Annotated in this window: 13 protein-coding genes and 2 tRNA genes; 14 read left to right on the top strand and 1 reads right to left on the bottom strand. The window is 47.1% G+C overall.

Going from position 1 to position 22,512, the window contains the following annotated elements; genetic code table 11:
• Positions 1–79: 79 nt before the first annotated feature.
• From C7R94_RS10070 to C7R94_RS10025, 10 genes are all read left to right on the top strand, one after another.
• Positions 80–3,217, top strand: a complete 3,138-nt coding sequence (locus tag C7R94_RS10070; RefSeq protein WP_106780591.1) for an efflux RND transporter permease subunit — start codon at positions 80–82, stop codon at positions 3,215–3,217.
• 28 nt (positions 3,218–3,245) lie between these two features.
• Positions 3,246–4,472, top strand: coding sequence for an efflux RND transporter periplasmic adaptor subunit (locus C7R94_RS10065; protein WP_106780588.1), 1,227 nt, complete (start codon positions 3,246–3,248; stop codon positions 4,470–4,472).
• Positions 4,473–4,674: 202 nt separating this feature from the next.
• Entirely contained in the window at positions 4,675–5,385 is a 711-nt protein-coding gene (locus C7R94_RS10060) for a cytochrome c biogenesis CcdA family protein (RefSeq protein ID WP_047067492.1), read from the top strand.
• A gap of 23 nt (positions 5,386–5,408) precedes the next feature.
• A complete protein-coding gene (locus C7R94_RS10055) occupies positions 5,409–5,942 on the top strand; it encodes a TlpA family protein disulfide reductase (protein WP_047067490.1) in 534 nt (177 codons plus the stop codon).
• Between the two features lie 172 nt (positions 5,943–6,114).
• Complete coding sequence (locus C7R94_RS10050) at positions 6,115–6,312, top strand: hypothetical protein (RefSeq protein WP_106780586.1); 198 nt, start codon at positions 6,115–6,117, stop codon at positions 6,310–6,312.
• Positions 6,313–6,599: 287 nt separating this feature from the next.
• Complete coding sequence (locus tag C7R94_RS10045) at positions 6,600–6,770, top strand: YycC family protein (protein WP_106780583.1); 171 nt, start codon at positions 6,600–6,602, stop codon at positions 6,768–6,770.
• A gap of 27 nt (positions 6,771–6,797) precedes the next feature.
• Positions 6,798–7,364: a thioredoxin family protein gene (locus C7R94_RS10040; protein ID WP_106780581.1), complete on the top strand. Its 567-nt coding sequence runs from the start codon at positions 6,798–6,800 to the stop codon at positions 7,362–7,364.
• A gap of 66 nt (positions 7,365–7,430) precedes the next feature.
• Positions 7,431–7,748, top strand: coding sequence for a hypothetical protein (locus C7R94_RS10035; RefSeq protein WP_106780579.1), 318 nt, complete (start codon positions 7,431–7,433; stop codon positions 7,746–7,748).
• A 92-nt stretch (positions 7,749–7,840) separates the two neighbouring features.
• Positions 7,841–7,925: transfer RNA gene (locus tag C7R94_RS10030), tRNA-Tyr, on the top strand.
• 45 nt (positions 7,926–7,970) lie between these two features.
• Positions 7,971–8,052, top strand: a tRNA-Leu gene (locus C7R94_RS10025).
• 156 nt (positions 8,053–8,208) lie between these two features.
• Here the strand turns inward: C7R94_RS10025 and edeQ are convergent.
• Entirely contained in the window at positions 8,209–8,646 is a 438-nt protein-coding gene (gene edeQ / locus C7R94_RS10020; RefSeq protein ID WP_106780576.1) for an edeine self-resistance N-acetyltransferase EdeQ, read from the bottom strand.
• A 300-nt stretch (positions 8,647–8,946) separates the two neighbouring features.
• On the opposite strand from edeQ, the gene edeP reads away from it, so the two are divergent.
• The 4 genes from edeP (at position 8,947) to C7R94_RS10000 (ending at position 22,497) form a co-directional block, all read left to right on the top strand.
• Positions 8,947–13,452 carry an edeine non-ribosomal peptide synthetase EdeP gene (gene edeP / locus C7R94_RS10015; protein WP_106781270.1) on the top strand — a complete coding sequence of 1,502 codons (4,506 nt, stop codon included), beginning with the start codon at positions 8,947–8,949 and terminating at the stop codon, positions 13,450–13,452.
• Between the two features lie 79 nt (positions 13,453–13,531).
• Positions 13,532–14,779, top strand: a complete 1,248-nt coding sequence (locus C7R94_RS10010) for a lysine 2,3-aminomutase (RefSeq protein ID WP_106780573.1) — start codon at positions 13,532–13,534, stop codon at positions 14,777–14,779.
• A gap of 23 nt (positions 14,780–14,802) precedes the next feature.
• Positions 14,803–21,318 carry an edeine non-ribosomal peptide synthetase EdeN gene (gene edeN / locus C7R94_RS10005; protein ID WP_106780571.1) on the top strand — a complete coding sequence of 2,172 codons (6,516 nt, stop codon included), beginning with the start codon at positions 14,803–14,805 and terminating at the stop codon, positions 21,316–21,318.
• A gap of 15 nt (positions 21,319–21,333) precedes the next feature.
• Positions 21,334–22,497, top strand: a complete 1,164-nt coding sequence (locus C7R94_RS10000; protein ID WP_106780568.1) for a pyridoxal phosphate-dependent aminotransferase — start codon at positions 21,334–21,336, stop codon at positions 22,495–22,497.
• Positions 22,498–22,512 lie beyond the last annotated feature (15 nt).

The raw sequence follows: 22,512 nt of genomic DNA, 5'->3' as shown, positions 1-22,512 counted from the left end.
TGAGTTTCATCTTATTCATTTCGTTATGCGAACTATTTCTCACAAAAATTAGCAGATATATAAAGAAGAGGTGAGTGGATTGAATCTTTCTGAACTATCGATTAAACGCCCGGTCACCATGATCATGTTGACTCTGGCCATGCTGATTTTTGGTTTCGTCTCACTGCCTCGCTTGGCGATTGATCTCATGCCGGATCTTAACTTCCCGGTTGCTGTCGTGGTTACATCTGTTGATGGCGGATCTCCGAGTGAGGTAGAAAAACTGGTAACGAAGCCGATCGAAGACGCACTTGCAACGGTATCCGATTTAGATAATATACAATCGGTATCGATGGAAGGCGCTTCGCAGGTTATTCTCATGTTTAACTGGGGGACAGACCTTGATCAGGCGACTCTCGACATGCGGGAGAAGGTAGATCAGGTTCGTGGCTCTTTGCCTGACTCAGCTAGAGCGCCACGCGTACTGCGCATTGACCCGAACAGTACACCGATTATTGAGTTTGCGGTGACGGGTGAGCAAGATATCAACAAATTGAAAAAGATGGCAGAGGATATGATCCAATCACGCCTGGAGCGTATTGATGGGGTCGCATCTGCTTCCATCAGCGGCGGACAAAGCCGGATCATCGATGTTACAGTCGACCCAGCCAAACTGGCGGCATATGGATTGTCACTTGACCAAGTTCAGCAAGCTCTACAGGGCAGCAACTTGTCAGGTTCTGGTGGAGCGGTACGCGAGGGTGATGCCAAGCTCAACATCCGTGTACAAGGTGAGTTTGCCGATGTCGAACAAATCGCGCTGACACCAATCTCTGTTGGAGGAAACTCCATCAGGCTAAGCGATATTGCCGAAGTAAAAGACACGCATCAAGATGTAACACAATTGAGCTACGTCAATGGAACACCAAGCTTGGGTATTAAAGTGACAAAAGCTTCTGGCGGAAACACCATTGAGGTAGCAGATGATGTAAAAGCTGAGCTGGAGAAAATCAAAAGCGAGCTGCCAGAAGGCGTAAAAATCATTACGACTCTGGATACATCCACTTACATCAAGGATTCTGTTTACACGACCGCTGAACATGCCCTGTTGGGTGGCGGTATCGGTATGATCTTGCTGTTCTTCTTCTTGGGCAGCTTGCGATCCATGGTAATTGCGGTCATCGTTCTCCCTGTATCGATCGTTGCTACGTTCTTGCTGATGTACATGTCTGGACAGACGATCAACCTGATCTCCCTTTCTGGTTTGACATTGGGATTGGGATCATTGATTGACTTTGCGGTTGTTATGCTCGAGAATGTTTTCCGTCATCGAGAACAGGGAAAAGGTATGATGGAAGCCGCATTGGATGGTTCCAAAGAAGTAGGTACGGCAGTAATGGCTTCGGCTTTGGCGCAAATTTGCGTATTCTTGCCGATTGCCCTCACGGAAGGTATTGCTTCTGAGTTGTTTGGACCACTTGCATTGACGGTTGTTTACTCACATATTGCAGCGCTTGTATTCTCTATTTTGCTCGTGCCGATGCTGAGTTCGAGAATTTTAAACAAAATTCCGTCGCATACGCATCATGAGAACTATCGTGGAATTAATCCAGTTACTTGGTTCAACATTGGATTTAGCAAAGTAGAAAAAGGCTACCAAGGATTGTTAAAATGGTCATTGGGCCATCGTAAAACAGTCATGATTTCTTCGGTTGTCCTGATGGTGGGCTCTCTCGCATTAACGCCGATGATCGGGGCAGAGTTTATCCCGGCCATGGACCAGGGTCAGGTGAATATCTCCATCAAAATGCCGAATGGTACTGTTCTGGCTGAAACAGAAAAAGTAACGAAACAAGTAGAAGAAATTGTCAACACTATTCCGGAGAAAGATATTGTTGCGACTTCGGTTGGTAGCAATGTTTCACCAATCGCTAGTACCTTGTCTTCCAATCAAGGAACGATCACCCTGATGCTTGTAGACCTCAAGCAGCGAACTCGTTCCTCCAATGAAATTGTGATGGATCTCCAGGAAAAACTGAAGCATATTGCTGGACCGGAAATTAAGGTAAGCGCACCATCCGGTATGTCTACTGGTTCCCCCATTCAACTGAAGGTTAGAGGGGATGACTTGACCGTACTGAAAGACATCAGTGGTATCATTAAAGGTGAAATTGAGAAGGTACCTGGTACGAGTAACGTAACAACCAGCTTGGAAGAATCAAGACAAGAGCTGGAAGTGAAGATCGATGCTGAGAAAGCGAGCCTGTACGGATTGACGACAGGACAAATTCTCTCCAGTGTTCGCACTTCCTTCCAAGGTCAAACCGTAACGTACTATCGCACGGGTGATGATGAGATTGACGTCAACCTGAAGCTGCCGAAAACGTATCAGGAAGATATCAACTTCTTGAACAATATGCGAATTTCTGCTCCTGGTGGGGCACAGATCGCACTCACCTCGGTTGCGACTATCAGTAAGGTAGATGTGCCAGTGTCGATTAACCGTGCCGACTCAAGCCGTGAAGTTCAAGTAACGAGTGATTTGGCAGGGCGTGACCTGAGCTCTGTTACACGGGAAGTGCAAGAGAAAATTGCGAAGCTGAATCTCCCGGATGGTTACACAGTCGATTTTGGCGGGCAAAGTGAAGAAATGATGGAATCATTCGGTAGCCTTGCTCTCGCGATTGTACTGTCAGTCGTGTTGCTTTATATGGTAATGGCAGCGCAGTTTGAATCGTTATACACTCCATTTATCATCATGTTTTCCGTGCCGCCAACCGTTACAGGCGTTCTGCTTGGACTATTGGCGACAGGCACAACGATCAGCGTTGGGGTTTTGATCGGGTACATCTTGTTGATCGGTCTGGTCGTGAACAACGCGATTGTATTGATCGACTACGTGAACCAACTGCGTGCAAAAGGTATGGAGCTGTATGATGCGATCCTGCACGCTGGGCCGATTCGTCTTCGTCCGATTTTGATGACGACACTCACCACCATTCTGGCGATTGGACCGCTCGCATTCTCTGGCGGTGCCGGTTCTGAGACGAACGCACCAATGGCCGTGACGGTTATTTTCGGTCTTGGATTCTCTACATTGATTACCCTGGTTCTGGTTCCTGTCGTTGCTTCTTGGTTTGATGATGCAGGGAAAAAGAGACGCTTGAAGCGCAAGTTGAAACTGGAAAAGAAGCTTGAAAAGAAACAAAAGAAAATCAATCCCGCTTTGGAATCGTAAGACGTTTGTGGGAAGAGGAGGGACATACATGAAACTAAGTAAAAAACCCGTCATTTTGGCATTGCTGGCCATCACGCTAGTGGCAGGGTGCTCCAGCCCGCAAGCAGAAACGCCGCCTACGGAAACGGTGGAAGCGGCAACCCCTGTACAGGTTGAAACGGTTGCTACGGGCACAGTAGTATCAGATTCTGGTCTCACGGCAAAGCTGGCGCCGAGTGAGGAAGTCCAAGTCTCCCCGAAAATGGGTGGGAAAATTTCTTCCCTGCCAGTGAAACTGGGCCAATACGTGACAAAAGGTCAAGTATTGTTTAAGCTCGATGAAAAAGATCTGGTGAACAGTGTCAAGCAAGCAGAAGCAGCCTACAACGTATCAAAAGCCAGCTTAAACCAAGCAGGCAGCAGCTCTGATCAAGGCTTGGTTCAAGCAAAAAATAGCCTGAAGCAGGCAGAAACTGCCCTTCAGGATGCAAAAGTAAACCAGCAGCGGATGCAACAGCTCTTTTCACAAGGAGCGATCTCCGCACAGCAGATGGAACAGGCAAACTCCCAACTGACAACGGCACAGACTTCTTATGATAACGCGCAGCAGGCATTGCAATCTGCTGGGCAAAAAACAAGTGTGCAAGTGTCCGAAGCATCTGTGCAGCAAGCACAAGTAAGTCTGCAAAATGCTCGTGAGCAATTGGCGAACGCGACTGTGACGTCTCCGATCAATGGTTATATTTCCAGCGTAAACGGCGCAGTTGGTCAAATGACAGGTCAGCAACCGGTTGTGGTTGTCGTTAACACGAACCCACTTCTGGTAAAAGCAAATCTGTCAGAAGCAGATATTACAAAAGTAAAAGTAGGAACGGTCGTAAAAGTAAACGTACAATCGACTGGAAAAACAATTGATGCCAAGGTAACGGCGATGAGTCCAGTCATGGATACACAGCTGAAGGCATACCCAGTGGAGATTACGATTCCAAACCCATCCAATGAGCTGAAGTCCGATATGGTTGTGAACGTAACCTTCCCATCGGTTGGGGAAAGTGGAGCAAAATCAATCGTTGTAACGCGCGGTGCCGTTTTTGATCGCGATGGTAAGCAGTATGTATTCAAGCTGGAAGGTGACATTGCAAAACAAGTCGAGGTCACTACAGGCAAATCCTCCAGTGATCAGATCGAAATTTTGACAGGCTTGTCTGCCGGCGATAAGATCGTGGTAAAAGGGCAAACACTGCTTCAAGATGGCGGCAAAGTTACTATTCAATAAGAAGAGAATAGCTGGAAGGGGCGGAGTACATCCGCCTCTTTTTTTTGTGTACAATGGAAGTATTCGTGAAGGTGATCTGAATGAGCTATTATCTAAAGTAAAATGTCACGGATTTAAGACAAAGTGTCATTGCTACTTTTGAAGGGGGAAAAGATTCGATACAATGAGAAGATAGTGGAAAAAATACCCACCGGAGGTACATATGACTGGCGATATTACTGTGTTTTTGGCTTTTGCAGCAGGTTTTCTCTCGTTTATTTCCCCTTGCTGCCTGCCGCTTTATCCGTCCTTTTTGTCTTACATAACTGGGGTTACAATTGATGAAGTAAAGAAAGGGAGAGCGGTTTTTCGCAAGGAAGCCTTCTTGCATACCTTTTTCTTCATTGTCGGGTTTTCGATCATTTTCATTGCGCTGGGGTTGTCTACATCTTGGATCGGAAGCTTGTTCACTGACCAGCAGGACTTGATTCGTCAACTAGGCGGTATTTTGCTTGCTGTTATTGGTTTGGTTATGCTTGGCGTGTTTAAAATGGATTGGATGATGCGTTCTTTTAAAATCGATTTAAAATCGAGGCCATTGGGGTATACTGGGTCCATACTGGTGGGAATGACGTATGCGGCTGGATGGACACCTTGTGTGGGACCTATTCTTTCAGGCATTATCGTCATGGGCGTATCCAATCCTTCAAGCGCCTTGGCTTACACATTGGCGTATACACTCGGTTTCGCCATTCCATTTTTTGTCATGACGTTCTTCATCAGTAAGGTGAAAGCGATTGTGAAGTATTCCGACCTGTTTATGAAAATCGGAGGAGCCATTATGATTTTGTTCGGTGTTCTTCTGTATACAGATAAACTGACGGATATTACACGCGTTCTCATTCAAATGTACGGAGGCTTTACGGGATTCTAACTCAGTAGGGCAGAGGTGACAAAATGAAAAAGTTGTTGCTCGCGGTGATCGTATTGTTGGGGGTCGGACTTGCTGTTTGGGAAAAGCCTCAAGAAACAGCCGCAATCGTAGCAGAGGTTCAAAAACCGGAAGTTGGCTTTGCGGCTCCTCATTTTACACTGACCGGATTGGACCAGCAGACGTACAAGGTAGAAGGAAAAAGGGCCAAACCATTGGTCTTGAATTTTTGGGCTTCGTGGTGTGGACCATGCAAGATGGAGGCACCTGATTTACAAAAAGTCTATGAAAAATATGGCGGACAGGTTGATCTGTATGGTGTGAACGTTACGAGCAATGACAGCCCGGAAGCAGCCATGGCCTTCGTCACCAACTACAAGCTGACATTTCCGATACCGATGGACGTAGCTGGAACTGTGTCGAACCGTTACAAGGTGTTGGCATTCCCGACTACTTACTTGATTGACGCGGATGGGATCGTACGAAAGAAGATAATTGGCATGGTAGATGCTCCTACACTAGAGCTGGAACTGCGCCAGTTGTTAAGTCCAAAACCATAATGAAGACATGTAAGTCGCTGGGGTAGAATTCTCCCGCGGCTTTTTCTATGTATTGACACGTATGACAAGGCCCATTTTGCAGGTACATATCTTGATTTTGTATGCTTGCCTAAAGAGCGGGGCTGTTCTCCTTCATAGACTGGAGTGATCTAGGGCAAAGGGAGGCAAACGGATGGCCAAGGGTAAAAAGATCAAGAAGAAGGACACGCGGCAGCACCCGAATCAAATGCAGCTGAAAATCGTAACGTCCCATACATGTCAAATTTGCAAGCAGCAATGCGCGCGAGGATTGGCATATCTGGAACAGATGTCTCGGCCCGGTGCGATCGGCTTTGGTGTACCGTGCATTCTCACAAGGCAGAAGCCATAGTCCGTCCTTTCCATGTGCGGAATATTCTGTTCACGAGAGATAGCGCTCCGCGTGCAGTGAGAAGGGAGCCACTGCCAGACTCTATTTTGGAGCTGCCTACCGGTGGCTCTTTTTTAAATTTTCATTAAGAATGTAGCCGGAGTACATGTGAAAGAAGGAGATCACTAGAGCCAACATGCTACAAAGTTCCAAGGCTACCCAGTGCCAGGCTTGTTTGCTGGCAGGTTTAACGGCTGTGTATTATACTGAAGAGACTGATGAAAGCAAGGGAAAGGAGCAAAAATGACATGCGTCCATTACAAATATCACCGGAGACGGCTGTCAAGCTGGCGGAAGCGCTTCAGGTACCCTTGGAGCGTCTCATGCACATGCCGCAGCACATCTTGTTGCAAAAAATGATGGAGTTGGCTAATCAAGAAAAGGAAGCAAACGAAGTAGCGCATAAAAACCAAGAATAGGCGAGCGATACAAAAGGAGGAGAAAAGATGGGGGCAAATGTAGCACATAAATTCCGTACGGGGCTCAAGCCACAAGCGTTTGTGGAAAGCATGACGAAAAATCAGGATACATACCAAAACTGGTCGGATGCATTTTCATGGGAGGATGAACAAGACCGTGCGTTTTTTGCCTCTCTCCAGCATCGTGATGACCTTAGATGCTTGATTTTGGCTGCGGACTGGTGTGGCGACGTCGTTCGCAACTTGCCAGTCGTCTTGCATGCCCTGAAAGAAACAGACATGCCAGTGGAAATTATGGTAATGGAAGAGCACCTCGATCTCATGGATGAGTTTCTTACTATGGGCGGTCGGGCGATCCCTGTTGTTATCTTCGCGGACACGGGTGGACATGTTCTTGCCAAATGGGGTCCAAGACCAAAGCATGTCCAAGCTGTCATGACGGCATTCAAACAACAAAACCCGGACCGAAACGCACCAGAATATGAAGACAAAATCAAAGTGGCGCGTGCCGAAATGCTCGAGCAGTATGGAGATGGCACTGGCTACCAGCAAGTGATTGTCAAAGAACTGAGAGAGCTGCTTTCCTCGATCTAATCTATCACATCAATAACAGGGCGGAGTCACGGCTCCGTCCATTTTCATGCAGAAGGGCTGAATAACATGTATTACTACGGGAATGAAACGATCATGTCTTTGGAGCAGGTGCTTCGCTTAAAAGCATCGGAAGTTCGAATTTTGGAGTGGGTACGTACCTACGAGTTTTTAGAAAACAGTTATGGGATAGATGAAGCTGTTCCCTACTTCTTGGAAATAAAATGCGAAGAAGGGCAAGTGAAGATTCGCAAAAACCGCATATTAGACTTCCCAGAATACTCCTGTGAGGGAGAAGCAACCTATCAAGAAGTAGACGAAGCCCTGCGCGTTTTTCACGAGTGGGCACAGGAGATCTTGGCAAAAAAAGAGAGTCAATCTAAATGAATATATTGACGTCAAACGAAGTTCATGATAGATTAATAAATGTCGCTTCTGCTTGAAGATAGTAGACACAGAAGATCGACAGCACATATTGTGGGGAGATAGTGAAGTGGCTAAACACGGCAGACTGTAAATCTGCTCCCTCCGGGTTCGGCGGTTCGAATCCGTCTCTCCCCACCATTGATTTTATATCGATGATGTGCTATTGTATTCATAGTTTTACTTGCCGGTGTGGCGGAATGGCAGACGCGCGCGACTCAAAATCGTGAGGGAAACCGTGGGGGTTCAAGTCCCTTCACCGGCACCATATCAAAAACGAATGCACACTAACCATGTTGTTTACAGATACATGGGAGGTGTGCTTTTTTAATTTACGGGAAAATAATTCAAACAGCGGCGACCTAAGACTTGATATTCATGTCTTAGGTCGCCGCTGTTTCATTTTTGGGTAACGAAAATTCGCTTAAAAGTTCAATTCGGCAATCGTCTCGCCAAACAGAACCATACCATTTTTTTGGAATCCGAGTGAAGCGTAAAGGTTTTCAGCTGCGACGTTTGCCGGGGCATAACCAATGACAATTTTTTGACAATCTTCCTTTGCTTTCAGGATATCAATAACTTGCGCAATCGCAGCACGTCCGTAGCCTAGTCGTTGGTACTTCGCATCAATTAAGAGTCTGTAAATCCAGTAGTTGCCATCGTCAGGGTCAAGCCCATACATGACAAAGCCAACCATTGTGTCATCATGGTATATGGCCAAAGGAACAAATGTAGTTTGAAACTTTGATTCAGCGATGGAGTAGAGGTTCGGGGCAACAAACTCGCTCTGTTCGGGAGTAGGCTCCAGTTCAATACACTCTTCCCAGTTTTCCAAAGTTACTTCACGAAGTGTCACAGACATCTAATCACATTCATCCTTCCGGGTGCTTGTTTTTACCAATATATTACATTCATCCTACGTGAAAAGACAGCCAAAATCAATAGAGTTCATAAATTTTTTTCTGTTCTAAGCAACGCTCGAGAAAGGGGGGAGAAATAGAATTCATTAAATTTTCATAAATAACATTTTATGGAAAATTCATTTGACACTATAGAAGATACATCTATATAGTTGGTGATGGAAGTATTTGTCATCAAGAATATTTTTTACCATGCACGAGTTGTGATTACATCTGCACAATTCCGAAAGGGGGGATATGCATTGCGCCAGGATAAGAAGCAATCGAAGGTCGGATACCCTTTAAGTCATCCACAAAAGCGTATCTGGTATACGGAAAAATTGCATCCACAGCTTCCTATCCATACGTTAGGTGGGGTGGTGCGGATTCAAGGAAAGGTAAAACTGGATGTATTGGAAGCGGCCATTCACCTGTTCATTCAAAAGAACGATGCTTTGCGACTCAACTATCGAGAGGAAGAGACAGTCCTTCAGTTTGTTGGAGAGTATGAACCGCAGCCATTGCAGGTGTTTGATTTCAGCCAGGAACCGAATGCCCCTGATCGGTGCAGACAATTCCTGCAAGCTTTGTTTGCAAAGCCATTTTCGATCGGACAAGAGCCTCTGTTCTACTTTTGTCTGATTCAACTGAGTGAGGAAGAAGCAGGGTATTTTGTAAAGCTGCACCATTTGATTGCTGATGGTTGGTCCATCTCAATCATGACAGAGCAAATTGCTCACTATTATGACACGTTGCTGGCTGGCGGTACCGTTCATGTTGGAGATGAACACCCTTATCAAGCTTTTGTCGAAAGGGAGCATGCCTATTCTCTGTCTGAGAGATTTGAAAAGGACAAGCGGTACTGGCGGGACAAGTTTCAGAGCTTGCCTGTGATTACGACATTACAAAAGGCAACAGATACTACCGAAGGCAAGCGCAAAGTTTATGCATTTAACCGGGAAGATTCGATAAGAATACGCCAGTTTGCAGACCAGATGAAATGCTCGCTAAATTCCTTGTTTGTGGCTCTCGTCAGTCTTTACCTTCAGCGCTGTACGAGGCAAGAAGAAATTGTGATCGGTACTCCGCTTTTAAACCGTTCAGGAAAAGTGGAGCGCAAAATATTCGGGATGTTCACCAGCACTATGCCATTTCGTCTGGCAGTTCCGATGGAAATGGATGCCTTCGATTATGTTAAATATGTCAACAGGGAACTCACCTCCTGTTTTTTTCATCAGAAATATCCGTACGATTTGCTGGCTCAAGAGTTAGAGCTGAAGAAACATGGCTATGACAGCCTGTTTCAGATTTGTGTGAATTATTACAGCACGCAGCTGCCCTTCACCCTCGGCGGGTACTCCGTGACCAATGAGGAGTTTTACAACGGTCACCAATTGTATTCGCTCCAAGTGATTATCAGAGAATGGGCAACAGATGAACGATTGACGCTGGAATTGGACTATAAGATAGCCGAGTACACGGGAGAGGATATTGACCGAATAGCGGATCATCTCATAAGGCTGCTCAATCAGATGATTTCGAATCCAAAAGTTCCGCTCTCCAATCTGAACTTCCTAGCTGACGAAGAGCTGGCACTACAACTCCATACGTGGAACGATACAGCGGCTTCCTATCCTAGGGAGAAGACAGTTGTCCAGTTGTTTGAAGAGCAAGTAATACGGTCGCCACACGGGGTGGCATTGGAGTCAGAGGGGCGTACGCTGACATTTCAGGAACTGCATGATCAAGTGAATCGACTCGCTCAATCGTTGCGAAACCGAGGAGTTGGCCCTGACGTAATTGTGGCGTTGTTGGCAGATCATTCGCCAGAGATGATCATCGGGCTGTTGGCCGTCCTAAAAGCGGGCGGGGCTTACCTTCCGATTGATCCTCAACTCCCTTCTCAGCGCATTGAATATCTGCTGTCTGATTCTAAAGCGGACTTGTTGCTTCGTCACACTTCGCGGACAGAGGATATTTCGTGGTCCAGAGAAATCCTGGAGCTTGGTGACTCGTCCCTGTATCTAAATGATGGCGCAATCCTGGAATCGGTCAATCAGCCAGATGATTTAGCCTATGTCATTTATACTTCAGGCTCTACAGGAAATCCGAAGGGAGTCATGGTTACTCATCGGGGGCTCGTCAACTATATTTCGTGGGCGAAAGACCGCTATCTCTCTTGTCCTGAAGAAGCGTTTGCTTTCTATTCCTCACTGGCATTTGATTTGACAGTTACGTCCATTTTCTGCCCGTTGGTAAAAGGAAATCGGATGGTTATCTATCCGCACTCCGATTCAGAGTTTGTCTTATCGCGCATCTTTAGCGACGGACGATCCCATGTTGTAAAGCTGACACCTGCCCATCTGTTTTTGCTACAGGAAATCGCGCTTCCTGCTACCACGGTGAAGAGAGTCATAGTGGGCGGCGAGGACTTGAAGGTGAGTCTGGCTGAGGCGATTCATGCCAAATGGAACGGACAAATCGAAATCCTCAATGAGTATGGCCCTACCGAGACAGTAGTCGGGTGCATGATCTATCAATACGATCCAGAGATCGATGTCGAAGGTTCTGTGCCGATTGGACATCCGATCAGTAACGTGCAGCTCTACGTTTTGGATTCATATGGGAAACCAATCCCAATCGGATCGACAGGAGAGCTATTCATCTCGGGAGATAGTGTGGCACGGGGGTATCTTAACCGCGAGGAATTGACGCAAGAGCGTTTTCTACCCGATCCATTTCAGCCAGGTAAAGTGATGTACAAGACGGGCGATCTGGTTCGCTATCGGCCCAATGGAGTCATGGAGTATTTGGGGCGGGCTGACTATCAGGTGAAAATTCATGGTTACCGCATTGAATTGGGTGAAATTGAACAGCAGCTCCTTGGTCATTCTTCTGTGCGTGAGGCAGTGGTGATTGATCGCTTGGATACGTGGGGGCGTAAATATCTTTGTGCTTATTTGATCACGGAAACATCTTTCCGGGAAAAAGAGCTCCGCGAAGAACTGGCAGGTCGATTGCCCGCATACATGATCCCTTCGCAAATCGTGCAGCTTGAGCAGTTTCCGCTGACCTCAAATGGCAAGGTAGATCGAAAACAGCTTCCGGAACCTATCATGGAGCGAAAAGGTGCGGAGGATGAAACCAGTCCTCGTGACGAGTTTGACAAGCTATTGGTTGAAGTGTATGAGGATGTGCTTGGTCGTTCACCATTTGGTCTACATGACCCGTTTTCCCAACTAGGGGGGGATTCGATCAAGGCGATTCAGGTTTCCTATCGATTGCATCAGCGAGGACTCAAGATTCCGGTAAGAGACATCTTGATTTATGACACGATTGCAGAATTAAAAGCGAGAAGTGACTGGAGCTGGGGAGTGGAACAGATCTCACAAGAGCCGTGTACTGGCGAGCTGCCGTCATCTCCCATCGTTTCTTGGTTTTTGTCACAACAGTTCCGCAATGCTGATCATTGGAACCAGTCTTTGCTCCTTGAAAGCAAGGAAAAAGTAACGCTGGAGGAGTTTGAAGCAAGTCTGTCTGCACTGGTTAACCATCACGATTGTTTGCGACTCAATTACTCGGCAAAAGAGGGGAAGCTCTTTTACAATGAGCGCCACCTGACGAATCGAGTGTTAGTATCTTACATCGACCTCTCTGCTGTACCGCAAGAGGAACAGGAGAGCAGAATGCTTGAGGCGATGAGAGCTTGCGCTGTTAGCTTCAAGTTGGAAGAATCTTTGCTGTTTACCGGTTGTCTCTTTGAGTTTGGTCCCGATCGACCTCAGCGATTGTTTCTGACGGCCCATCATCTTGTTGTGGACGGTGTCTCTTGGCGGATTCTCCTGGAAGATTTGATGAGCGCCTTGGCTAGTCTGAAACGCAATGAGCCAATTGCCTTGCCGGATAAAACACATTCGATGCAAGCGTGGATCAAGGAAGTCTCCGCCTTTTACCAGTCAGATCAGGCAAGCAAAGAAAAAGCTTATTGGGACATGTTTTCCATCCCGGAAGACAAACTTCCGACTGACTACGATTTTGGCGAAGACTTGGTAGAGTACAGCGCTACATCTACACGCACACTTTCAGCCGAGATGACGTCGCGACTGTTGACATCGGCCAACCGAATGTTCAACACGGGTCCCCAAGACCTATTGGTTGCAGCACTTACCTGGACATTGTCTGATGTGTTTGATAGGAAGCGTCTCTTGCTGGTAATGGAGTCGCATGGGCGTGAGTCTTCTATCCATACGATGAACGTAACTAGAACAGTAGGATGGTTTACCAGTATGTATCCTGTTCTGTTCGAAACGAATCCATCGAATCGGACTGATCACCTAAAAGCAGTAAAGGAGAAATTACGTCAGATTCCGATGGGGGGGCTTGGGTTTGGCTGGCTAAAGCCTCAGCTACTCGCGGCCGAGGAAAAGTCCCATGTTCGATTCAATTATCTAGGGTCCGTTGATAATCAACTGAGTGATGATCTGGTACTAATGGGAGGAAACTTGGCGGTTGATGCCGGGGTGGGTAATCATTTGACAGCACTACTTGACGTGGCGGCTCTCATTCGTCAAGGAGAACTTCAGGTTTCTGTTACGTTCAGCTTGCGAAAGTATCGCGAGGAGACTATCGAGAAGTTACTTGCGTTGTTTTTCAATGAATTGGAGCAGCTCATTGATCATTGCTGCTGTCAGGAGGACCCTGAATTTACTCCATCGGATTTTGAAGATGTGGAATTGACGCAAAAAGAGCTGGATTTGCTGTTTGGTTAACAATTCAATCTCATGCTTGACCGAGTTTTCCGAGAAAACAAAGATGACGAGTGTTTCATAAATGACGGGAGGGATTACATTGAGTGTCAAGGTGTTAATGGGAAAAAAAGGATTTGAGGAGTTCGCAACAATTGTCGGCTTTACAGAAGCTGAAAAGGAAGAACGCGGTGCATTGCTGGAGCAGTCTTATATGCCATTCAAGGTGACTCGCTATTATGCCGAGTTGATTGCGAGTCAATCAGAGCCTTATCGTACCCAGATGATCAATATCGTGCTTCCGCCACCAGGAGAGAAACCCTATAAAGGCCGCTTTGATCCATATGGAAACAAGTCGTACCGTCAGGATGAAACAGCTTTCCTGCAACACAAGTACAAAAAGACATTGTTACTTCACATCGACGACTTTTGTATTGCCAACTGCCAGTTCTGCTATAAAGTGAATGAAATTCGCCATGAGGATATTGGATATACCAATATTATGGAAAAAGCAGAAAGGGCTGTGCAGTATTTGGAGGCACATCCGTACATCGATAATGTCCTTTTTACCGGTGGAGATCCAGCTTCCTTCCGTAAAACCTCTGACTTAATCAAGCTGATCAGCACGCTATTGAGTGTGAAGAGTATTCGACTCGTTCGTTTTGCAACCAAGGCTTTGGCCTATGATCCTGCTCGTTTTCTTGATGGAGAGCTGCTCGCGTTTTTTGACCAAGTAAGACAGACGCCCGGCAAGCAGGTAAGTGTGATTTCCCAGTTCAACCATCCTGGAGAAATAAGTGACGTTTCGATCCAAGCAACGCAAGCGCTGCTATCCGTCGGTGTACAGATTCGCGGGCAGCCTGCCATCATTCGTGGTGTTAACGATTCTGTCGAGACGTTGATCGACTTGCAGCGCAAGTTCCTGGATAATCGAATCATTTCGTATTATTTGACGGTGTTTATGCCAGTCAGGGGAGTCGAGCAGTATGCCATTCCGTTGGACGAGGCGTTCCGGAATGTGGCCGAGTCCAAGCGCAATCTGGGTGGCTTGGAGAAAAAAGGGGTACTGCTTACTTCACACGACTTTGGAAAATTAGAGATTTGTGGCTTTTATCCGACAGCCGAGCGTCCTGAAAAAATTGTTTTGAAATGGCATCAAGCAGTCGGACCAGACTATCTTCCAGAGCGGTTGAAGGAATTAATCCCAACTCGTTCAGAAGACCTGATGATTTTGGACTACAAACAGGGAGAGATGTACTGCCTCGACCATGTATTCGAACACAATGGCTTGCCGTACGTGAATGCAGATGGGGAGATCGTGGAAAACCTGCCGAGTGAAGCGGTTCGGTAAGGGAGTCAGGAGAGAAAATTGTGATGAACAAGATCGACAAAAACAATGTAGCTGACATTTTGCCGTTAAGTCCAACGCAGGAGGGCATGCTGTTTTACTACCGACTCCAAAAGGATTCCAATCTGTATTTCGAACAGCATCGGCTAACCCTTCGTGGCAAGTTTCAGCTGGAGTTGTTTACGCAGGCTGTTTTGATGGCATTTGAGGCCAATGAAATGCTTCGTACGGTTTTTCGCTGGGAGGGGCTTCAAGCCCCTGTCCAGCTCATTCTCAAGCAAAAGACATTGGAGATTCCTTATTTCGATTGGAGCGAGTTACCATCTGGAACGCGTGAAAGAAAACTGTCTGCCTTGTTGTCACAGGACAAGCAAACACCTTTCACGATTGAGTTGGGCAACACCATTCGCATTCAAGTAGTAAGGATGGAGCTGTATCGCTATGAAGTCATATGGTCATTTCATCACATTCTCATGGACGGATGGAGCTCCGGCATCCTCCTAAGAGAGATATTTACAGCATATGGACAATTATGTTCGGGGCTGACCCCTGCGATCAAACAGAAGGCGAAATACAAGGAATATCTGCGTTTTCTCAAAGAAGCATCGATAGAACAATCGTTATCGCATTGGAAAGATTCCTTACAAGGAATTAGCTCTCCTACGCCGCTTCCATATATGCGGGATCGTAACGAAGAGCGGCGGTATTCTTCCTATCATCTTCGGCTCAGTCGAACGCTTACGGAGACATTGGAGGAAACATCCAGGCGTAACCGAGTGACAATCAGTACACTGTTGCAAGCCGCTTGGGGTATTTTACTGCAAAAATATGGCGATACGCGGGATGCTCTATTTGAAGTGGCATACGCCGGACGGCCTGCCCATCTCACTGGAGTAGAGGAAATTGTCGGCCTCTTCATCAAGACGTACCCACTGCGGGTCAAACGGACTGAAACGACAACAGTCAAAGATCTGCTGAGTGTCATGATGGAAGAACAGCACCAGATGGCTCCGCATTTGTACGTGCCATCGGTTGAGATGAAAAACTGCTCTGAGATGGACGCACAAACCCCTTTGGCGCACAGTTTGTTCGTTTTCCAAAACTATCCAATCGACAAGACACTGGCCGGATTGCAACTTGACTTCGAGCTGGAGAATATCACTTCACATGAAACAACGGATTATCCAATGGTGCTAGAAGTAACTCCAGGTGATGAATGGACAGTCCATGTCAACTACCAGGCATGGAAGTTTCAAGCGAAGGATATCGAACGCCTAGCGCTTCACTATCAGAGCCTTCTCGAGCAGATTGCGGCTGATCCGGATCAAGAGATTCGTGATCTTACCCTGCTCAGTGATCATGAGCGGCACGAGATGATTGAGGAACAGATGAAGGTCGTGCCAGTTCCGAGTAACTACTGTGTGCACGAGTTGATTGATCAAGCGGCAGAAAAAACACCGGATGCAGTTGCGCTTGTACAAGGAAAGCAGACTGTGACCTACAAGGAGTTGCAAGAACAAGCCAATCGCCTGTCTTGGGCTCTGCAAAAGGAGGTGACAGATGCAGGTAAACCGATAGTTATCATGTGTGATCGTTCCCCTGAAATGATTATTGCACTGCTGGCTATCCTCAAAGCTGGGTGTTACTATGTCCCGCTTGATCCAGACTTGCCGAAAGCACGAATCGAACAGATTGTAAGCCAGATTCAGCCTATTCTGATTGTGACTGAGGGCAGCTATCTGGAGCTCGTCGCTGACTTGCAAACAAGGGTGTTTCGTCTGGATGAACAAGCATGCTGGGCACAGGAATTAACGCAAACACCACAGCGAAAAGCGGCACCTTCGAGTACGGCGTATGCCATCTTTACTTCTGGTTCGACAGGTACGCCAAAGGGTGTGCGTGTAAAGCATGATCAATTAATCAACGCACTTTGGTGGCACATTGAATTTGTCGGGTTCAAAGAGCAGACGAGAACGTTGCAGATCGCCACGTTAACTTTTGACGCATCCGTTGTCGAGATTTTCTGCACGCTGATCAGCGGTGGTACCCTTTGCTTGTTGCAACGACACGAAAACAAGTCCCCGCAAAAGCTCGCGGCTGCCATCGAGAGCCAACAAGCAAACGTGATACTCGTCGTCCCTACGATGTATCACGCTTTGCTTGACCACGCGGCTGATGGCTCGCTGGATTCGATTCAAAAAGTGTTGTGTACAGGAGAGATGCTGTCTTCTTCATTGGTGGAACGACATGCAGCCTTGCTCCCTCAAGCTCAGATGTACAACTTGTATGGCCCAACGGAAAATAGTATTTCGGCATCAGGGTATTGTGTACCGCAACAAGGGCCTTTTGAAAACCCGCTTCCGATTGGACATCCGAGTTACAACGTTCGTGTCTTTCTTCTCGACCAAGATTTTCATCTGTTGCCCAAAGGGGTAATAGGGGAAATGTACGTAGGCGGGATGGGCGTAACGGAAGGTTACATCGCTGATGAGGAAAAGACCAGAGCGTCCTATATACTGACCCCGTATGGCAGACTTTATCGTACAGGAGACTTGGCTTGCTGGACGGATGAAGGACATCTGCAATATTTTGGGCGCAAGGATTTTCAGATCAAGATTCGCGGCAACCGTGTTGAATTGGAGGAAATTGAAGCTGTCCTGCGCCGTCAGCCTGGTGTTCGGGAAGCAGCGGTAGTGGCCATTCAGGAGTCAAAGCGCGATCCTTATCTGGTTGCATGCTTGGTTGCGATGCATCCCATTGAGGAACACGTTCTGCGTGAAGCAGTGCTGACTTATCTGCCTGACTATATGCTACCAGCCTTTTTCGTCCATCTTGATGCCTTGCCTCGGACACAGAGTGGAAAAGTAGACAAGACTGCCTTGCAACGTCTGGATTACAAACAGTATCGCAAGGGCAAGGAAGAGGCCCCGGCAGATGAACTTGAGCAGCAATTGGCACAAATATGGCGAGAGCTTTTGGCAATCGAAAAAATAAGCGTGCACGATCATTTTTTCTCGCTAGGAGGCCACTCGCTGAAGGCTGCTCAACTCGTGACCAGATTGCAAAAAGAAAGAAAAACAGACATTACGATCAAGGATGTATTCCAGAATCCGACCATTCGACAATTAGCGGACCGCATCAGGGGTAGACAGCCGATATCCTACGCGCCGATTGATCGGGTCGGTCAAGCCGAGAGATACAGGGCTTCTTCCTCACAGAAACGAATTTTCGTGATGCATGGGATCGAAGGCGAAAGCACCAGCTACAACATGTCGGGTGTAATCGCGGTGAACGGTCATCTGGATGTAAGTCGAGTGAAACGTGTATTTAAGGAAATCATCCAAAGGCATGAAGCATTCCGTACTTCGTTTGCGGTACAGGATGGAGAAGTGTACCAGTACATCAGCGACAAAGTGCCATTTGAGATCCAAACCATTCATAGCGACGGCAGGACATTGGACGAACTGATGGAAGACTTCCGGCAATCCTTTGATTTGACGAAAGCACCTCTCCTTCAGGTTTACTTAGTCGAGGTCACAGCTACTCAGCATTATCTGCTCTTCAACTCTCATCATATTATTTTGGATGGCATTTCACTGAATGTGTTAATGGAGGACTTTGCCAGGCTGTATATGGGTGAAGAGCTGCCTGCACTGCCTATTCAATACAAGGACTACGCCGACTGGCAGTGGCAGAAGCGGGGTAGTGAGCAGTGGAATCAGCAGGAAAAATACTGGGTGGACACTTTTAGTGACCGAGTCCCGCTCATGTCTTTTCCACTGGATTACCCGCGTCCTTCTGTTAAGACATTTCAGGGGGATCACCATACGTTCTTCATTAATGATTCAACGTACGGTGATTTGCATGCATTTGCCAAGCAGAACGAAGTGACTGTCCATGCTGTTCTGATGTCGGCTTATTACGTGTTGTTGATGAAATACACGTCTCAGGAGGATTTCGTTGTCGGTTCACTGGTAGCTGGACGAAACCATCCCGATTTGGAGCGAATCGTCGGTGTCTTTATCAACTTCCTTCCGATTCGAAATCGTCCTCGTGCCGAGCTAGTGTATACCGATTTTGTACAAGAGGTTCAGCGCAGTCTGTTACTTGCCTACGAACATCAGGATTATCCGTTTGAAGAAATCGTTGCTCGTAGCGCCGCAGGCATCCAGCAAACGCAAAATCCACTGTTTGATACGATGCTGATCTTCCATAACCAGCGTGAGCAAGAAGTCAGGTTTACCCTTGGCGACGTGCAATTTGAAGAGGTTCCGCATGAATCGAAGACGTCGAAGCTCGACTTTAAGCTAGATATTACACCACTCGCTGATCAATTCAGGTGCGTGCTTGAATACGATACCCAGTTGTTTAAAGCGGAGACAATGGTAGGCTTTGCTGACAACTATTTGCGTGTACTCGCAGCGCTTCTGAAGCATCCAAAACAGCGATTGGATGATGTCGACATCGTACATCACCAAACAGAAAAAGAGGGCGTAATGAACCGCCTTCACCATGTCGGAGTTGCAGTTCCAGAATTGGGCCCGGCTCAAATCATGTATGGCACTCTCGGATTTGATGCGAGCGATTCCCTTCATGATCCCGAACAAAATGTCTATCTTTCGATGTGCATGAAACCGGGCTGTGTGCCAATCGAGCTGATTGCACCTGTGGATGAAACGTCACCTTGCGTTCGTTTGTTGGAAGAGAAGGGGACGGGTCCGTACCATTTATGTTATTCTATTTCCAATATTACTCAATTCTTGAAAAGGTTAGTTGATTCTGGCTTCCGATATGATTTGGTCAGCGCTCCTAAGCCAGCAGTACTTTTCAATGATAGACTCGTTGCCTTTCTCTTTGTGGAATCGGTAGGCTTGATTGAACTTGTAGAGAGCGAGGATATGAAGCATGACGAATGGCAAAGCAGTGATCAGCGATCTGCTATCCGGTTGCTTACACCAGATGCTGATCAGGCAACGTCGTTCTTTACCTTCCTGGGCTACCGTGTTCACGAGAAATATCTGGATCGGCAAACGCAAGCCAGTATCATCACACTAGGCAAAGCGGAAGAAAGCAGCATCCAGTTAGTTGAGCCTCGAATGGAGCACTCGCAAGAACAACGGGAGCTCATGAAAAGTGGTTGTGGTGTTTACCAAATCGAGGATCGGGTAGCGAATCTGACCGAACGAATCGACACTTTGATAGCGTGCGGCATCCCTGTTTCTTTTGCAGACAGAACAGGACGTAATCTGCAACTGACAGATGCCCCCTACCTACTTTTAACCGACGGAAAATCAGCCGCCCAAAGATCTAAGCCGATTCTAGGCGAGTTTCATTCGGAAACAACGCCCATCTATTCCTTCGTTCAGGAACGTTTGCTGAAGCAGGAACAAGAAAATGGGATTGTGGCTATCAGATGTTTTGACATCGAGCTCCGGAGCAGAATCGAACTGTCGTATATGCAGCAAGCATGGCAGGCTCTCGTACGACGATTTCCTCTGCTGTCGCCACAAGGCTTATCCGAACCGATTCCGCTTGCACTTTATGATTTACAGGAGAAAAGCGAGGCAGAGGCAACGGTATGGTTGCGAGATCGATTGACTGCCGAGCAGAAGAGGCCGTTTGTGGACAGAGCAGGAAGTTTGGCTCGATTTGAACTGGTAAAGCTGGCTGCTGATCGCTATCGGTTGATTGGAAGTCTTCATAGCTCCTTGAGTGATTGGCGAGGTCTCGGACTTCTCCTGGAGGAATGGGAGGCTCTATATCAGGCGATTGCAGAAGGGCATGCACCAGCTGTGGAAGAACAGCCTCGCTACGAAGCATTCGCAGTTTGGCAGAAAAAAATGCTTTATTACGGACATCTCGAGGCCCAGCGTCACGAGTGGGAGACAGCAGCGAATCTACATTATGCTCAACCATTTGGTACGGGTGGGGTAGCGAAACGACAAGTCGAGCAGTACATTGACCCGACCGGTCACGCCGATTTACTGCATGTAGCTGCTCATTCCAATCAGGAGCTGGGAGATATCTTGCTTGCCTCTTATCTGTTGTTGCTTAGACAGGTCACCCAATTGCCTAGCTTGACGCTTGGGGTAGTGGCGACGAATCGTACGCAAGATGTGCTGGAACAAATGCTAGGCAACTTTGACAATATTGTTCCGCTCACCATCGATATGCAGACGATCAGTTCGTTCTCACAATTACTGGAGCAAACGAAGCAAGTACGTGCCCGAATGCAAACACTCGCATTGTATCCGTCAGAGCACTGGCAAGCGATGACGCACATGGGATGGCCAACACTTTTTGTCAACCAGACGATACCGTTCAAAGCTCAGTCAGCTGTTTGGAAACGTGAAGTGAAACGATCTGTCGAGCCAGAAATGGCCGGAAGTCCGCTAGTTCTTCAGGTAGCGGAAACTTCGGAAGGTATCCATGTCGTTTTTACCTATGATCCATCCATGCTTCAGGCGGCATATGTTGAATCGCTTTCGGATCGCTATGTGAAAATCCTAAAAATGTTAGCAGAAAAATCCAAAATAAAGTAAAAGGGGTAGGAGAATATGGAAATCAGATCCTCAATTAATTTTCACGACGAGCGCTTTTTGATGTTTGTACTGGACCAGATGGCAAATGAGCTTGAGAGAAACGGTGGAGAAGCGATCCGTATGACTCTTGGGAAGTCAGAAATGCCGCTGCATCCCGAAATTATCAATTCCATGCAACAGGCATTGAACAGCTTTGAAAAATATTCGCTCGTTTATCCAGGTGGTCTGCCGGAGCTAAAAGATAAGCTCGCGACCCACTATAAAACAAAATACGATGTGTCAATCAAACCAGAGAATTTCGTGATTAGTGTCGGTACGAGCACACTCTTCCGCAACCTGTTCTACCTCCTGCTTAAAGAAGGCGATGAAGTGCTGCTGCCACTTCCGTATTACTCGCTTTACCATTTCTGCGCGCTCTTAGTGGGTGCGAAAGTTCGTTATTACAAAATTGATCTGGATACGTTGAGACTTGATGTGGAGTCATTTAAAGAGAATTTCACAGACAAGACGAAAGTTGTCGTGATCAACACGCCTGGCAACCCGTTGGGAAATATTCTTACAAAAGAGGAATTGTATACGATCGACAGCATCGTAGACGGCCGTGCGGCTATTATCAATGACGAAATTTATGCGAATACCTACTTCGATGACGAGTGCGAATCCGTTATGCAGTTGAAAAATACTAAGTCTACCTTCATCACAACGGATGCGTTTTCCAAAGCGTATCGGATGTATAGCAGACGTGTCGGATATGCGATCGTACCAGATGAGCTGGTGCAGCCACTGACGGTCATTCAGCACCACACACTGCTCACAGCTGACCCAGTCGTACAGTTCGGAGCAATGACTGCGCTTGATTACCAGCATGAGGTTGATCATTTGGTTCAACTGTACAAAGGTCGTCGGGACTACACGATAGATGCTTTCCAAAATGTACCGGATGTGCGTGCTCTGCCAGCGAGAGGCAGCTTCTACTTTACGATTGATTGCGAAGCCTTTATGAAAAGAAAAGGCATCAGCACCTCGCTTGAGTTGGCTACGCAAATTTTCGAGGCGACACATGTGGCGACCGTACCGGGTTCTGACTTTGGCATCCCGAACACACTGCGCCTCTCATACTCTGCCGCGAAGTATAACGAGGGAATTAACCGCTTGCGGGAATTTTTCACCACCACCTAAAAAGGGGAAGAGTCG

The organism is Brevibacillus sp. NRRL NRS-603, from assembly GCF_003013445.1.
Taxonomy (GTDB): domain Bacteria; phylum Bacillota; class Bacilli; order Brevibacillales; family Brevibacillaceae; genus Brevibacillus; species Brevibacillus formosus.
Note: the sequence above shows the minus strand (reverse complement) of the source record. Positions and strands in the feature narration are given on the sequence as shown.